General features: G+C 48.4%; 17 protein-coding genes. 8 read left to right on the forward strand and 9 right to left on the reverse strand.

The annotated features are described in order from the left end of the window. On the forward strand, window positions 1-201 hold a 201-nt coding region (locus NO559_RS12375), incomplete at its 5' end, for a hypothetical protein (protein WP_258332164.1). A gap of 239 nt (window positions 202-440) precedes the next feature. On the opposite strand, the gene NO559_RS12380 is transcribed toward NO559_RS12375, so the two are convergent. From NO559_RS12380 to ilvY, 4 genes are all read right to left on the reverse strand, one after another. After that, window positions 441-926 (reverse strand): sulfite oxidase heme-binding subunit YedZ, encoded by a 486-nt coding sequence (locus tag NO559_RS12380; protein WP_258332329.1) that lies wholly within the window; start codon window positions 924-926, stop codon window positions 441-443. A 104-nt stretch (window positions 927-1,030) separates the two neighbouring features. After that, window positions 1,031-2,017, reverse strand: coding sequence for a protein-methionine-sulfoxide reductase catalytic subunit MsrP (gene msrP / locus NO559_RS12385; protein ID WP_258332165.1), 987 nt, complete (start codon window positions 2,015-2,017; stop codon window positions 1,031-1,033). A gap of 92 nt (window positions 2,018-2,109) precedes the next feature. Next, window positions 2,110-2,991, reverse strand: a complete 882-nt coding sequence (pssA, locus tag NO559_RS12390; protein WP_258332166.1) for a CDP-diacylglycerol--serine O-phosphatidyltransferase — start codon at window positions 2,989-2,991, stop codon at window positions 2,110-2,112. A 39-nt stretch (window positions 2,992-3,030) separates the two neighbouring features. Further along, window positions 3,031-3,942, reverse strand: a complete 912-nt coding sequence (ilvY, locus tag NO559_RS12395; protein WP_258332167.1) for an HTH-type transcriptional activator IlvY — start codon at window positions 3,940-3,942, stop codon at window positions 3,031-3,033. A 280-nt stretch (window positions 3,943-4,222) separates the two neighbouring features. Here ilvY and ilvC point away from each other — a divergent pair, with 280 nt between their 5' ends. Next, on the forward strand, window positions 4,223-5,698 hold the full coding sequence (gene ilvC / locus NO559_RS12400; RefSeq protein ID WP_258332168.1) for a ketol-acid reductoisomerase: 1,476 nt from the start codon (window positions 4,223-4,225) through the stop codon (window positions 5,696-5,698). A gap of 114 nt (window positions 5,699-5,812) precedes the next feature. Here ilvC and NO559_RS12405 read toward each other — a convergent pair whose 3' ends face one another. Then, window positions 5,813-6,691 (reverse strand): LysR family transcriptional regulator, encoded by an 879-nt coding sequence (locus tag NO559_RS12405; protein WP_258332169.1) that lies wholly within the window; start codon window positions 6,689-6,691, stop codon window positions 5,813-5,815. Window positions 6,692-6,861: 170 nt separating this feature from the next. Between NO559_RS12405 and NO559_RS12410 the strand changes: the two genes are divergently transcribed. Genes NO559_RS12410 through NO559_RS12430 form a run of 5 tightly spaced genes read left to right on the forward strand, consistent with a single transcriptional unit; the run spans window position 6,862 to window position 9,225 of the window. After that, complete coding sequence (locus NO559_RS12410) at window positions 6,862-7,470, forward strand: glutathione S-transferase family protein (RefSeq protein ID WP_258332170.1); 609 nt, start codon at window positions 6,862-6,864, stop codon at window positions 7,468-7,470. Between the two features lie 25 nt (window positions 7,471-7,495). Then, on the forward strand, window positions 7,496-7,900 hold the full coding sequence (locus NO559_RS12415) for a nuclear transport factor 2 family protein (RefSeq protein WP_258332171.1): 405 nt from the start codon (window positions 7,496-7,498) through the stop codon (window positions 7,898-7,900). Further along, on the forward strand, window positions 7,900-8,544 hold the full coding sequence (locus NO559_RS12420) for a DsbA family protein (protein WP_258332172.1): 645 nt from the start codon (window positions 7,900-7,902) through the stop codon (window positions 8,542-8,544). The genes NO559_RS12415 and NO559_RS12420 overlap by 1 nt, the downstream gene beginning before the upstream one ends. 20 nt (window positions 8,545-8,564) lie before the next feature. Then, window positions 8,565-8,765, forward strand: coding sequence for a 4-oxalocrotonate tautomerase family protein (locus NO559_RS12425; RefSeq protein ID WP_258332173.1), 201 nt, complete (start codon window positions 8,565-8,567; stop codon window positions 8,763-8,765). 10 nt (window positions 8,766-8,775) lie between these two features. Next, window positions 8,776-9,225, forward strand: a complete 450-nt coding sequence (locus NO559_RS12430; RefSeq protein ID WP_258332174.1) for a DMT family transporter — start codon at window positions 8,776-8,778, stop codon at window positions 9,223-9,225. Window positions 9,226-9,311: 86 nt separating this feature from the next. Here the strand turns inward: NO559_RS12430 and NO559_RS12435 are convergent, their stop codons facing one another. The 4 genes from NO559_RS12435 to NO559_RS12450 all read right to left on the reverse strand — a co-directional run bounded on the left by NO559_RS12435 (window position 9,312) and on the right by NO559_RS12450 (window position 14,855). Next, window positions 9,312-11,270: a methyl-accepting chemotaxis protein gene (locus tag NO559_RS12435; RefSeq protein ID WP_258332175.1), complete on the reverse strand. Its 1,959-nt coding sequence runs from the start codon at window positions 11,268-11,270 to the stop codon at window positions 9,312-9,314. Between the two features lie 152 nt (window positions 11,271-11,422). Continuing rightward, on the reverse strand, window positions 11,423-12,445 hold the full coding sequence (locus tag NO559_RS12440; RefSeq protein WP_258332176.1) for a fatty acid desaturase: 1,023 nt from the start codon (window positions 12,443-12,445) through the stop codon (window positions 11,423-11,425). Between the two features lie 170 nt (window positions 12,446-12,615). After that, window positions 12,616-13,107 (reverse strand): acetolactate synthase small subunit, encoded by a 492-nt coding sequence (ilvN, locus tag NO559_RS12445; RefSeq protein WP_258332177.1) that lies wholly within the window; start codon window positions 13,105-13,107, stop codon window positions 12,616-12,618. Next, window positions 13,107-14,855 (reverse strand): acetolactate synthase 3 large subunit, encoded by a 1,749-nt coding sequence (locus NO559_RS12450; protein WP_258332178.1) that lies wholly within the window; start codon window positions 14,853-14,855, stop codon window positions 13,107-13,109. Before NO559_RS12450 ends, ilvN begins: the two co-directional genes overlap by 1 nt. Before the next feature lie 500 nt (window positions 14,856-15,355). Between NO559_RS12450 and NO559_RS12455 the strand changes: the two genes are divergently transcribed. Further along, on the forward strand, window positions 15,356-15,802 hold the full coding sequence (locus NO559_RS12455) for a DUF4124 domain-containing protein (RefSeq protein WP_258332179.1): 447 nt from the start codon (window positions 15,356-15,358) through the stop codon (window positions 15,800-15,802). The last annotated feature ends 48 nt before the right edge of the window (window positions 15,803-15,850 follow it).

A 15,850-nucleotide genomic window follows, 5' to 3' on the forward strand; every position in this document is an offset into this window, starting at 1 on the left:
AATTACTTGATCAACTTGTTAAAGAGCTGCCGGAATCGCCAGGATTCTCGACTATCTTGCCGTGCAGCGCTTAGCGCTTGCCTCAACAAGGGATGCGAATTATACACGCCGCATCCGGCTTGGCAAGTCATTTTTGAAAGTATTTTACACCGAAGTGGCAAACCATTTTCAATCCGTCTTACCGGCGGTGAAAAAACCTAGAACTGCGTTTTTCACCCTCTCCCGTCGGCCTCTGCCTTGGAAGAGCGGCGCATTATAGAGATCTCATACGCCTTGGCAAGCGCTTTTTAAAATTAATTTAAAAAGCTGTTTTGCCTGCTGAAAAAAGCAGCAAATCACTAGCTTTCAGCCTCCGATCAAGAACTTGCCTCAATCAGCGAGCGGCGCATTATAGGGGCAAACAATTGGAAAGCAACGAATAGATTTAAAAAAAGAGATCTTTAATTTGCTTGCAGCCGCTTACGCTTAAAAAACAACCACAAGCGCTCGCCTAATAGCACCAGCAACAACAGCGCATATACTAACACTTCGCTATAGTCGGAACGCACCAGCCAGAAAAAATGCAACAGCACACATAAACTAATCACATAAACCAATTGATGCAGGCGCTTCCAGCGTCGCCCTAATTTTTTTATCGCCCAGCGGTTAGAGCTCAAACCCAAAGGCAGCAGCAGCAACCAAGCAATAATACCCACCGCCATATACGGCCGCTCACTAAACTCCTCCGCGAATATGGCCGCATCCCAAGCCAGCAAAAAGTGCGCTACAGCCAATAGGTGCAAGCTGGCATAAAACCAACAATACAAACCCAGCATACGCCTATAGCGCATTAACTCTGTAATACCGGTTAAACGTTTAAGCGGGGATATCGCCAAGGTTAGCCATAAAAATGTAATAGCCCAAAACCCCAATGACAAGATCAGCACTTTTACCGGGTCCGGTCCTAATTGCCCACTGACCAATCTCACCAACAAATACAACAGCGGCACTAGACTAAGTATAAAAACAACAACCTTAGACCAACCCACGCTTAGTAGTACTTTTTCAAATTCATGTTTTTATAGAGGTGCGCCACTTGCTCGCCATAGCCATTAAACATTTCCGTGGGTATACGATTGGGGGCAAAGAAAGAGGAAGGCAAGCGCCGCTCAAATTTTTGACTCCAGCGCGGGTGATCCACCTCGGGGTTCACATTGGCATAAAAGCCGTACTCCTCAGGCGCCAAATCCTGCCAAGTGGTGTAAGGCTGCTTTTCTAGAAAACGAATTTTGACTATGGACTTAATACTTTTAAAGCCGTACTTCCAAGGCAGTACCAAGCGTATAGGTGCGCCATTTTGCTTGGGCAGCTCGCGGCCATATAAGCCCGTGGCCAAAAAGGCCAAGGGGTTCATAGCCTCATCCATACGCAAGCCCTCTCTATAGGGCCAATCAATTATCGAAGTTAACGAGCGCATACCACGCATTTCTGAGCGGCGCGCCAAGGTTTCAAACTGTATATATTTTGCCTTGGCGGTAGGCTGCACTTTTTTGATCAGTTCAGCCAAGGGAAAGCCCACCCAAGGAATCACCATGGACCAGGCCTCTACACAACGCAGCCGGTAAATACGCTCCTCCAGATCCACCCAGCTTAAAATATCTTCTAACTGATAGCTGGCCGGCTTAGCCACCTCGCCCTCTATGGCTATAGACCAGGGGTCAACAGTCATGGCCTCGGCGTACTTGGCGGGGTCAGTTTTATCCATGCCAAATTCATAGAAGTTGTTATAGCGCTTAACATCGTCATAGGGAGTCAGCGCCTCATCGGTATAAAAACCGCTTTGCGCAAGCGCTTTAACTTTTTGATATTGCAACGGTGACAAGGGCTGATTGGCCAGCGCAGGGCTGGTAGCGAGCAGGCTGCCAGCACCCACCCCCAGAGCAGAAAGCCCAAGCAGTGAGCCTTTCATAAAGTCGCGCCGCTTTAGGTAAACGGCTTCAGGGGTGATCTCTGCAGAGGGGATAGTATTCTTAAACAAGGCTGGCACCGCTAGTTTAGGCTAATGAGTTGCACTGAATGTGAAAGCTTAGACTATAGCGCCGCCAAAAATTCCCTTACCCCCTAATTATGCTACGGCGATTTATCGGCACGTATTTTCGCCAACAAGGTAAGCACAGGCCCTGACAAGGCATAAGCCATAAAGCCCAGCAGTAAAATACGTGCAGGATCCAGCATTACCACGCCAAATAATAAAATCACCACGATGATCATCACAAAGGGTACGCGCCCTTTTAAATCAAAACCTTTAAAGCTGTGATAGGGCACGTTTGAAACCATTAAAATGCCCATGGCCGCAGTCATCAAGCCAGCAAACACCGCCAGCTCTGTAGGCAGGTTCGCCCCTACATAGCCCTCTTCAAAACACACCCAAATGATGCCCGCCACCACAGCTGCCGCCGCAGGGCTGGCCAAACCGGTAAAAAAGTTTTTATTGGCAGTATCAATCTGGGTATTGAAGCGCGCCAAGCGCAGCGCGGCACAGGCCACATAAATAAAGGCCATGGCCCAGCCCAGCTTACCCAAATCACTTAACGCCCAGCTAAACATCACCAACGCGGGGGCCACACCAAAGGACACCATATCGGCCAAGCTATCGTATTCGGCACCAAACTTACTTTGAGTATTGGTCATGCGAGCGACTCGGCCATCCAAACCATCTAGCACCATGGAAACAAAGATGGCGATAGCCGCCGCCTCAAAACGACCATTCATACCTGAAACTATGGCGTAAAAGCCTGAGAACAAGGCCGCTGAGGTAAACAGGTTAGGCAATAGGTATATGCCTTTATGACGCTCGGTTTTACCGTTAACCCGCACCTCTTCCTCGTGCTCATCAATCAGATTTAACGGATCGCTAGTGGCACCGGCAGACTCAGCCTGCTCTTCTGCGGAGGGCTTGCCGTTATTGATAACGGCCTTTAGATCTACCGGTTCTTTACTGTTGTCGCTCATAAAATCGTCTTTAACCGTGATGAAAAGGCCCATGATAAATTAAAAATCGATTTGATACGATGCCTTTGCACATTCCCAAAACGCTCGCAGCTGCGGGCTTTCCATGCGTTGGCTAAGCGCACACACCCCCACAGCAAAAGGAGCCAGCGGTGGCTGCACATCTAAAACCTGCACTTTATCGCGCAAGGGGCTGTTAAGCAGCACCAGCTCAGGCACTAAACCCACCCCAAAGCCCAGACTAACCATACTCACTATAGCCTCATTGCCGCTGACTTGGGCGTAGATATTAGGCTTTACCTCCTGCTGACGAAACCATTGATCCAACCTAGACCGAGCCACCCCGTGCTCAGAAAATATAAAGGGCAACGCATGCCAGGGCAGCTTTTGCCCCTGCGCCAAGTGTTCACGTATGCTTTGCTCCAATTGGCAATGCATGGTGGGGTAAATAAAAAGCAGGGGTGAGTGCAGCAGCGTTTGAAACTGCAGCTTAGATGACAACTTATCGGGCCTGGCGGCTATCGCCACATCCTCATGGCCAGCATAAACACGATCTACAGCCTCGGCATGATCGCCGGTATGCAGTTTAATATCGATGGCTGGGTAGCGGTGCCTAAAGGGCTCCAAGATATCGGCCAACACACTATAAACCGCGGTAACCGAGCAAAACACGCTGACCTCACCACTTATATGTTTAGCATCCTGTGCCATCGAGGCATTAAAGCGCTGCCACTGCGACAGGGCCTGCTTGGCATAATCCTGAAATTGCCTACCGGCCGCAGTAAGCCGCACGCTGCGGTTATCACGCTCCAATAGGCGCTGGCCCAACTCCTCCTCCATACGCACGATAGCCCGACTCACCGCCGAAGGGCTCATATGCAAATGATTGGCGGTTTGGGCGAAGTGTAGGGTTTCTGCTAGATGAGCGAAGAGTTGTAGTTGTTTGGTGTCCATAAAAGCTTCTATTTAGAAAGAGGGACAGAGCTAAAGATCTCTGGCTGACTCTCTAGCTACGGAGCATTTAGGGGACAGAGCGCTGCGCGGTCTGTCCCCGCATACTGTATTGCGATTGACGCAATACAGTATGCCAAACATATCATTTTACGCAACATGTGTTTTTCTATATAGTGCCCGGCACTGAATTAAAAGGTGGATAGACATCGTCTATTCGGAACTATGAAAGGGGGGACAGAGCGCTGCGCGGTCTTTCCTCCGACTCTCTGGAGAATTAACCATGGGTCAGAACTACTTTAATACCCTGCCACTACGTGTGCAGCTGGAAGAATTGGCAAAATGCCGCTTTATGGATCAGTCAGAATTTGCTGACGGCTGCGATTACATTAAAGGTAAAAAAATCGTAATCGTGGGCTGTGGTGCTCAAGGCCTAAACCAAGGCTTAAACATGCGTGACAGTGGCTGTGATGTTTCTTACGCCTTGCGCGCTGAAGCGATTGCCGAAAAGCGTCAGTCTTTCAAAAACGCCTCTGAGAACGGCTTTACTGTTGGCACTTATGAAGAGCTAATCCCCACTGCTGACATCGTGATGAACCTGACTCCCGATAAACAGCACACTGCCGTTGTTGAAGCGGTCATGCCTTTAATGAAAGAAGGTGCTTGCTTAGATTACGCTCACGGCTTCAACTTAGTTGAAGAAGGCATGCAAATCCGTAAAGACTTAACCGTAGTAATGTGCTGTCCCAAGTGCCCAGGCACTGAAGTACGTGAAGAGTACAAGCGTGGTTTCGGCGTACCGACACTTATCGCTGTACACCGCGAAAACGACCCTAAAGGTGATGGCCTTGAAATCGCAAAAGCCTTAGCCTCTGCCACTGGCGGCGACCGCGCTGGCGTATTGGAATCTTCTCCTATTGCTGAAGTTAAGTCTGACTTAATGGGCGAGCAAACCATTCTTTGCGGCATGTTACAAACCGGCTCTATCTTGTGCTTCGACAAAATGGTTGAGCAAGGCATAGACGCGGGTTACGCCTCTAAGTTTATCCAGTACGGCTGGGAAGCTATCACCGAAGGCTTAAAGCACGGCGGCATCACCAACATGATGGATCGCTTGAGCAACCCTGCCAAGATCAAGTGCTTTGAAATTGCTGACGAGCTAAAAGACATCATGCGCCCTTTATACGAGAAGCACCAAGACGATATTATGTCTGGCCACTTCTCTAAAACCATGATGGAAGATTGGGCTAACGACGATGCCAACCTATTAGGCTGGCGCGCAGCGACTGCTGAAACCAACTTCGAAAAAGCCACTAACGCCGATGTAGAAATCAGCGAGCAAGAGTTTTACGACAAAGGCATCTTAATGGTAGCTATGGTTAAAGCCGGTGTTGAACTAGCGTTTGAAACCATGGTTGCTGCGGGTATTAAAGAAGAGTCAGCTTACTACGAGTCACTACACGAGACTCCGTTAATTGCTAACACTATCGCTCGTAAGAAGCTTTACGAAATGAACGTGGTTATCTCTGATACCGCTGAGTATGGTTGCTACTTATTCGACCACGCTTGCAAGCCACTATTGGCTGACTTTATGAAGAAAGTTTCTACCGACATTATCGGCAAAGGCTTAGAGCTAGACGACAATGGCGTAGACAATGCTGAGTTAATCGCCATCAACGCTGAGATACGCTACCACCCTGTAGAAATTATCGGTGAAGAGTTGCGTGATTACATGACGGCGATGAAGAAGATCGTTTAATTCGCTGAACGCGAAGTAAACGATCAGCGGCAAGCTACAAGCTTGAAGCAGCAAGAGAAAGGCCGAGTCTCTATGAGATTCGGCCTTTTTTATGGCATATACCACACACTAAATTCAGCGCGCTTGATCAAACCAACGCTCGAGAAATTCAATACACTGCACAATTTTGGCGGGTACAAAATGCCGTGCGGGGTATAAGGCATACAGTGTCAGCCTGGGCTTCTTTGCGTCCGCCAACACCTCTACTAACTCGCCACTGTCTAAGGCGCTGCGGCAGACAAAGTCGGGTAAGAATCCCAAGCCTAAATCAGCTTTTATCGCCTCCATCATGAACAGTACGCTGTTCACCCGCAACGCGCCGTCGATCACCACGCCATCCTCTATGGGCCAAACATTTTTTCCCTTAAAGTAGCTGTATACAAAACAGTTATGCGACTGTAAATCTCGCGGCAGGAAAATCGGTGTATGGGACTGTAGATAACCCGGTGATGCACAAACATGGTAGCTAAACTCGGTTAGGGGTCGCCCTACATAGCTAGAGTCAAAGGGGCGACTGGAGGCCCGAAAACCTAAATCAAAACCCTGCTCAACTAAGTCGACATCTTCATCGCCCAAGTGTATATCCAGCGCTATGTCTGGATAGGCACGCATAAAATCGGCGAACATTTTTGACAGCTCGGTAATACCTAAAGCCATAGGCGCGTTAATTTTGAGTTTGCCACGGGGGTTATGCTGCAGGTCGTTCACAAAGCTGTCGGCATCGTCGATCTTTTCTAGAATCTCCCGTGCCCGCTGCAAATAGCCTTCGCCCACGTGGGTGAGCTGCACGCTGCGGGTGGACCTATGCAATAAGCGAGCGCCTAGATCTTCCTCTAAGCGGCCTATCTCTTTGCTGATCATCGATTTCGAGACATTGATTTGCTCAGCCACCCGGGTAAAGCTCCCCAAGTCAGCCAGCCTAACAAACAGCTGTATAGCTCGTAATTTATCCATCTCTGCTATCCACCCCAGCTATCCTCGCCCCTCACCATTACAATCATATTGTCATCAATATGGAAACATTAGGTTTTGATTGTAACTATATATGACTTTTTCACAAGCCCTTAGACTGCCCTACATCGCATTGAGAGATGAGATGCCTAACAAACTGATTGGAGAACACCATGTACACACTTTATTACCAACCCGGCGCATGTTCTTTGGCAACCCAAGTGGTATTGCACGAACTCAAGCAAGACGTAGCGATCATCGACAAACAACAAGTAGAGAATTTCTCTGCCATCAACCCCATAGGCACGGTGCCCGTATTGGTTGATGGCGACAAAACCTTACGCGAAGGAGCCGCCCTGATGATCTACTTACTCAATAAACATCAGAACAGCATGCTGCCAGCCACTGGCGCGGCGCGCGAACAAGCTATACAAGACCTAATGTTTGCCAACGCCACCATGCACCCCGCCTATGGTCGCTTATTTTTTATCGCCCAGCACATTAGCGATGACAACGCCAAACAATCGGCCTTCGATGCAGCCGCTCTGACGATTAATCAGCTGTGGCAAGTGGTGGAGCAGCAGCTAGCAACACACGCTTTTCTGGGTGGGGACCAGCCTTCGGCCGCAGATATTATGCTCGCAGTGTATTCACGCTGGGGCGCCAGCTTCCCAGTAGCAATACGATTGGGGCATAACAGTCAAAAAATGGTCGCTGCGGTACAAGCCATGCCCAGTTTTCAACGCGCCGTGAATGCTGAACAACAGCAATCAGCCGCTTAGCTCAGTATCCATAGTGGAGATGATTATGAGTAATACCGCATCTAGCATTTCCTGTGACACGGATTTTGGCGCCCATGAGTTTGACTTAGTGATGGACATAATACGGGATTATTTTGATGGCCTGCACTTTGGCGATGTCGCCAAGCTGGAAGCCATCTTCCATCCGGATGCATTTCTAAAAGCCCCTGGCTTACGGTGCAGCCTTAAGCAGTGGCTAGATGCGGTTGCTAACCGGCCGGTACCCGCCCAACAGGGCAAGCCCTATGACTACCAATTATTGGCTATAGAAATCATCAAAGATCAGGCCATGGTGAAACTGCAGTGCCCGTTATTTGATCACGCCTATGTAGACTTTCTGGGCCTGCTAAAAGAAAACGGGCGCTGGCTAATCGTCAATAAAATGTATAGCGATATGCAGGACAGCAATTGATGAGCGCAATAAAGATAGAGGTAATACACGATATTGTTTGCTCTTGGTGCCCCATAGGCTATGCCAACCTGCAGCGGGCGCTACGCAAGCTGGCGATTACGGCCGACATCTATTTTTTGCCCTATGAATTGAATCCCGACATGGGCGCTATGGGCGAGGAGATAGACGCTCACCTAGAGCGGCGCTACCAATGGAATGAGCTGACGCGACAGCGCTATCGCAACCATTTGTTAACGGCGGCTAAACTGGCCGGCGTTTGCATAGATTTTACTAAGCGCAGCCATTACTACAACAGTAACAAGGCGCACTATTTGCTGCACTGGTGTGAAAGCCACAGCAAACAACAAGCCATGAATGAGTTGCTAATTGACGCCTATTTTAAGCACGGCTTGGATATTAGTAACACGCAAGTCTTGTTGGATTTGGCTGAGTCATTGGACTTGGATAGACCACAGGCGGAGCAGGCACTGAGCTCAAATGAAATACAGCAACAACTGCTGATTAAAAAGCAGCGCGTACAGCAATTTGAATTAAGCAGCGTGCCGGCTTTTATTTTTAATGAGCACAGCTTAGTCAGCGGTTCAAATTCGGCGGACTATTTTGAACAAACCATCTTAGACCTAACAACAAACAACACAATCTAAACCCTTAAGCGAGAAAAACGATGCCCTACGTCAATATAAAAATTACCGATGAAAACGTCACCAAAGAACAAAAGCAAGCCCTTATAGCAGGCACTACTCAGTTGTTAGTCGATGTGCTTAATAAGAACCCGGCAACCACCTTTGTGCTTATCGATGAAGTGAACACCGATAACTGGGGCATAGGCTACGACCAAGTTACCGCCTTACGAAAAAACAAATAGGCGTCACACCATGAAAGCTTGGCTATTATTGCCTTGCATGGCGATTTGTGCAGGCGCACTCATCCCCGTGCAAGCTGCCGCAAACGCAAGCCTCAGCAAATCCATAGGTAGCGTTGTGTACTCAGCATTATTGTTGTTTGTAGTTGGCTTGCTGTTTATTAGCAGTTATGTGCTGATTAACCGAGTGCCCATGCCCAGCATCGCGGACTTTGCCAAGGCTCCTGCTTATAGTTATATAGGCGGTTTAATTGTAGCCAGCTACGTACTATCTATTACCTACCTCGCCCCGCGTATGGGCGTAGGTAATGCCATTTGTTTTATTGTCACTGGCCAGATTGTTATCGCGGTACTGATAGATCATTTTGGCGCACTAGGTACGCCAGTCACTGCCATCGATTTTCGCCGCAGCGCAGGGGTGATATTAATGATTACGGGCTTATTTTTAGCCCGTAGCGTCTGAACTATAGGCTGTTAAAATATTTCATTAAACGTATCAACATTAATTATCCTACTCAATCATCACAACCACCTGAGCAATATATTGCCTTAAACTTTATAAGACTGCGTTAATTGCACAAAGGCATTGCTAATACCCAGCAAGTCTTCACTAACATTAAGCGCTTGTTCACTTTTATGGCTGGCTACTTGTGATTTTTCTGCCACCAGCTCTATGCCACGACTCACATCACTAACTGCCTGCGCCTGCTGCTCGGCCTGTACAACTATAGAGGCCATCAGGCCATTAATATCCTCCACCTTAGCCATTAGAGATTGATATGCCTGACCTGCATCCTGAGAAATTTTTGCAGTATCCTCACTACCCGTTAACTGCCGCTGCATCACTTCACTTAAATCAACGGTGGATTGTGACACCTGCGCAATCAATCGCTGGATCTCATGGGTGGCCTCATTGGTTTTACCCGCCAGGTTTCTCACTTCATCGGCGACTACCGAAAAACCCCGGCCCTGTTCACCTGCTCTAGCGGCTTCTATAGCCGCGTTTAAAGCCAATAAATTTGTTTGCTCGGCAATGCTTTGTATCACCTCCACAAAGCCGTTAATGCTCTGGCTGTGAGCCTGCAAAGCCGTTAGCGCTTGATCACTTTGTTTTAACCCTAAGTGCAATGCCTCTATATGTTGTAAAGATAGAGTAATTTTTTGCTGGCCATCCAATACAATGTCACTGGCTTGCTGAGTAACCGCAGAGATGCTGACGGTTTGCTCGGCCACATGCTGCACAGACTTAGCCACCTCACTAACCAGCACCTCGGCCTGCTGGGTTTGCTGACGCTGTTCGGCACTAAACTGACAAATCGCCCCGGCACTGGCAGTCACTTTTTGGCTAGCCTGCTGTATTTCATGACTGCGCTCGCTAATATCGCCCACCAAACTATTTAATGTTTGCTGTAACAACTGATAGGAACGCAATAAACCCGCCAGCTCTTTAATGCGGCTGCTATTAATTTTACGAGGGCGGAAGTCACCCTGCGCCAATGCCGCAATGTCTTTATTAACGGCACTCATCAAACCGGCCAGCCAATGCTGAAAAATAAACACCAGTAAAGCCAGTACTATCATCGCCACGCTCACTAGCAGCATCACTGTGTGCACTTGGCGCTCTATGCTATTGCGCTGAGTCAATACCATAGTCTCTAAAGTAGCGAGCTGCTGTTGTAAGACTGCCAACTGCTGCTTGACACTATCGCGCGCCTGCTGCGCCGCTGTTAACAATTTTTGGCTGCGCTGCAGCTCCTGCGGGTAACGTTTAAGCAAGCTGTGCAGCTCCTGTTTGAGCAGATCACCCTGCTCTTCTGCGGGCTGGGCGTTATCATCATCCCCCCACAGCAGCGCCTCCATCTCATCACTGCTATCTTCTACATATATTGCCAAGCTAGGCAACAAGCTCAGCTGCTGCTGTAAATCTAAGAGCCGCTTTAACTGCGAGCTAATATTGTCAGCTAGGCCTGACTCTAAATTAAATAACTTAACCCGATAATAACTTAAGCCAGCCACATCACGACTCAAACGTCCCAGCAACTCCAAATACTCTGCCCTATCTGTGTCTGCCTGCGCCTGCGCGGCATAATCTGCTAGCGAACTCAGCGTAGCCAGCATACTGGATTCAGCCTGTTCCAAAATCACGGCCTCATTACCCGATAACTTACCTACCGCTCTTAAATCCGTAGACAGCCGCTGCTGTAATTGCCTAGCAATGGGGAGCAGCTCGGCACGCAGATTTTTATTTAGGGCGGGTAAATCATGCTGGATAAGGCTATCAACCAGTGACTCGGCTTGCGACAATTGCAAACTATCACCACTAAGCAAATAGCCTTCTATGGCAGTAAAAATATCCTTATTCACCTTGCTACTAAGCTGGTAATAACGCTCGGTAGCCGTTGCCGTTAGACTCAATTGCTGCAAGCCCCAAACAACGGTAATCGCTAAACTTATGGTTAGCAGTATTAAAGCACCAACCAGTAAAAAATTTATATGACGGATTTTCACTGCACTCAACCTTAACTTCGTAGGAGTATCAGCACAGTAAATTAATACAATTTTATGACAGGGAAGTTACAAGCAAATGTTCAAGCCCAACACCTGGGCACAAAAAAGGCCGCATAAGTTATGCGGCCTTGTTAAACAATTACAGCTGATTGCTAGCTGCTGGGATCGGCGGTATAGCGGTTGGCATTAATAAAAGTTTTTAAATCATTAAAACGCACGCCGTTTTCCTTCATCACCTTATGTGCCACCTTGGCCACCATTTGCCGTATATAAAAAGGCTGCCCCACCACAAAGTGGTGTATGCCATGGGTGCTGCCAAAATTAAAACAAAACAGGTGGAAGGGAAACATAAACCAACCCTTTAGCACCTGGGTTTGTTGCAAGATATTGTCTACTCCACCGTAATAATGCATATGTGAGGTAACAAAATTCAAACAGCCAGAGCGTAAAAAATTAGGCGCGATTAGCACCACCACTAAAAAGTTTAAACCGGCAACTATACTAAGCAACCACTCTGGGTAGGCCAGCTCGGCGCCCCATAAAAAATCTACCCCGTGAAACACTAAAAAAGCATACCAGGCGGTAAAATACAGCACGGCTATGGGAAAGGCAGAGGACAGCATTTTCTCTACATCAAACTCATCCACTTCTTTAGCCAATATTTTGCGGCGCACTAACATACCCAGTAAGCCGTCAAACATCACCAAATAGCGCAGCAGAAAATTACCTATACCGTTGCCTACTAGGCGCTCTTCTAAGTCCTGCTGGGTACCCGAAGTCTTATGATGTAAAAAGTGCAGCTTACGCCTGTACCAAGGGTTGATGGTGTTGGGGCGCATAATCCACACTACCCACATCATCAGGTTATGCATAAAGGCGTTTTTCTTGAAATATTGTCGGTGTATCAGGTCGTGCTCTAACTCATGGGATAGGGAGGCAAAGATCGCCGCCAGCACTATCGCAGCCCAAACAGGTATAGCCTCGTAATAATACAGCGCTGCCGAGCCCAGCATACCCGCCAAGGAGAACAGCATAATGGCTAGGCCTATCAAGTCCTGATACTTTAAAAAGGTATATTTGGCACGCAAACGGGCCTCTTCGGCACGTATGGTCGTGACTATGCGCTGAACACGCTCTTCAACATGCAGCGACTGTAGGGAATCTGACAGCTTCATAAAATAATTATAGCTCTGGTAAAACTAATGGAGGTACGCTAAAGCCCGCCATGGTAGCAAAAAAGCGCTGGGGTTTATATCGCTATCGCCCCCCTCCTAAACAGGCTTATCCTAACACAAAAAAAAGGGGCTGCTCACGCCCCCCCTTTTATGCCCTAAACCTATAGATATTATAACGTTAAGGCCTTATCACCACGGGCTATACCCGAAACACCGCTGCGTACCACTTCTATAATAGTGGCCTCGCCTAGGGCTTCGATAAAGGCATCCAGCTTATCGGCTGTGCCTAGTATCTGTATGGTATACAGGGTAGAGCCCACATCAACAATCTGGCCGCGGAAGATGTCGGTGGTGCGCTTGATTTCAGCACGCTGAGCGCCGGTGGCCTTGACCTTGATTAACATCAGCTCGCGCTCTACATGGGAGCCCTCGCTGAGGTCTACCAGCTTCACCACATCAATTAAGCGGTTTAGATGCTTAATGATTTGCTCGATTTTGCTGTCATCCCCTATGGTGGTAAGGGTTAGACGCGATAACGTGGGATCCTCTGTGGGGGCCACGTTTAGGGTTTCTATGTTATAGGCGCGTTGCGAAAATAGGCCTACAACACGGCTTAGCGCGCCAGGCTCGTTTTCTAACAAAACGGAAATAATATGTCTCATTAACTTCTCTCCCCCTTGCTTAACCACATATCGCGCATAGAGCCATTAGGGGCTATTTGCATGGGGTATACATGCTCGTGGCGGTCTACATAAATATCCATAAATACTAAGCGGTCTTTTAAGCTAAAGGCCTCTTTCATGGCGTCGTCTAGGTCTGATAATTTATCCACCTTCATGCCTACATGGCCGTAGGCTTCAGCCAGCTTGATAAAATCAGGCAGTGAATCTTCGTACACGCTTTGTGAATAGCGGCTGCTGTACTGCATATCCTGCCACTGCTTAACCATGCCTAAATAGCCATTATTAAGGTTGATAATTTTTACCGGCAAGTTGTACTGGGTACAGGTAGACAGCTCTTGTATATTCATCTGTATGCTGCCTTCACCGGTTACACAGGCCACATCGGCCTCTGGGTGAGCTAGCTTCACCCCCATGGCGGCAGGCAGGCCAAAGCCCATAGTGCCCAAGCCACCAGAGTTGATCCAACGGCGCGGCTTGTTAAAACGGTAATACTGAGCGGCAAACATCTGGTGCTGCCCTACATCAGAGGTCACAAACGCCTCGCCATTAGTGGTTTGGTATAGCGATTCAATAACCTGCTGCGGCTTGATTAAGCCCGTAGTGGTGTCGTAGCGAGGTGCCGTCCACAAACCGTGGGCATCACGCCATTCGTTGATTTGTTTCCACCAAGCCTCAATAGCGCCGTGATCCAAGCTCACCTCACCATTGCTGTTGTACTCTTTTACCTGCGCCAACATGTCTTTAAGCACCACATCTACCGGCCCCACTATGGGTATATCCGCCATAATGGTTTTGGAGATAGCCGCCGGATCTATATCTATGTGGATAATCTTGGCGGTAGGGCAGAACTTAGAGATGGTATTAGTTACCCGGTCATCAAAACGGGCACCCGCCGCTAAAATCACATCGCTGTGATGCATGGCCGTGTTGGCCTCATAAGTGCCGTGCATACCCAACATACCCACATACTGTGGGTCGTCAGCAGGAAAGCCGCCCAAGCCCATAAGGGTATTGGTAACCGGCACATTTAAAGCGCGAGCCAAGGCCGTGAGGTAGTCACTGGCATTACCCTGGATTACACCACCACCGGAATAGATAATCGGGCGCTTACCCGACATCAATAACTTCACGGCCTTTTTAATCTGGCCAGAGTGGCCTTTGACCGTAGGGGTGTAAGAGCGCAGCTTAATTTTATCGGGGTAGTGATACTCAAACTTCTCAGCGGGGTTGGTGATGTCTTTAGGGATATCAATAACCACAGGACCGGGCCTACCAGTAGAGGCTAAATAGAACGCCTTTTTAATAGTCTCGGGTATATCACTGGCCTTACGCACCAAAAAGCTGTGTTTAACTATGGGGCGCGACACACCTATCATGTCGGTTTCCTGAAAGGCATCCTCACCAATTTTATCGGAGGGCACCTGACCAGAAATCACCACCATGGGTATAGAATCCATATAAGCAGTGGCTATGCCAGTAATCGCGTTAGTAGCACCGGGGCCAGAGGTCACCAATACCACGCCGGTTTTGCCGGTGGCGCGGGTATAGCCATCGGCCGCATGGGTAGCTGCCTGCTCGTGACGCACTAAGATATGCGGCACTTTTGATGTTTGAAACAGGGCATCATATATATGCAGCACAGAGCCGCCGGGATAGCCGAATATAAACTCAACGCCTTCGTCTTGCAGGGCGCGTGCGACCATTTCGCCGCCTGATAACATCTCCACGGAGTTTTCCTCGTGTAATAATTAAAAAACCATGAGAGTGCACTGCGGCAGATAAGCACGAGGTTTAGCAAAAACCATCAATACTTACAAAGGCTGGCGCAAACTCACAACCAGGGTGTCTCCCTACTGGGAGCACACCGTACAAGGTTTGGCTAGCACTGCTGGCTAACGCAACCCTGCAACACGGCTATGTGCTTGCAGAATTTAGGGAGCGTCCCGCTGTCGAGGCCGGTAAGCAACGACACGACGCAAATACCGCCACCGGTAAGTGAACGATATTAGCTAATTTTCAGCGCTCAATTTTGCAGCATAGCCAGCTAAAGTCAACATACAGCCCTTAAAAAAGCAGTAATCTGCACGTTTTTTATCGTTACACAAAGAAATTTAATCGGAATATGCTCAAACTCTATAAAAAAGGCTATGATTTGTCATAATCAATTAAGCATTATCGCTACGGCTTTAATAGATACACCCCTAAATGGAATGGATAGGCTCTAACAATGAATAACAAAATACTACACCTAATCTCATTACTGGCTATTACGATGAGCTTTAGCGCCACCTTGTGGGCCGAGCCTTCCGGTTATTACCGCTGGAAGGATAGCGAAGGTAACTTAAAGCTTTCTGACCGCCCTCCTGAGGCAGGCATTAAAGCCGAGTTTATAGAAACACCTGGCTCCAAAAAAAGCCGCGGCAGCAACCCACCGGTAGCCAGCAGCGAGCAAGAGGCAGCCGCCACCCAGCCGGAAGAGCCTTTAAAAATGGAAATACTGCCGCCCAAAGATCCCGAACGCTGCAAGCAAGCGCAGGCCAATATGCAAGCCTTTAACAATGCAGCCCGCATACGCATCACCGATCCAGATGGCACCCAACGCCTAATTACCGAAGAAGAAAAACAAGTACAGGTTGAGCGCGCCAAAAAAGCCATACGCGAAAACTGCGAGTAAACTTCGCTAACAATATCTGTAGATAGCAAAACGGCATGCCTAGGCATG

This window comes from Dasania sp. GY-MA-18 (genome assembly GCF_024734385.1).
GTDB lineage: Bacteria > Pseudomonadota > Gammaproteobacteria > Pseudomonadales > Dasaniaceae > Dasania > Dasania phycosphaerae.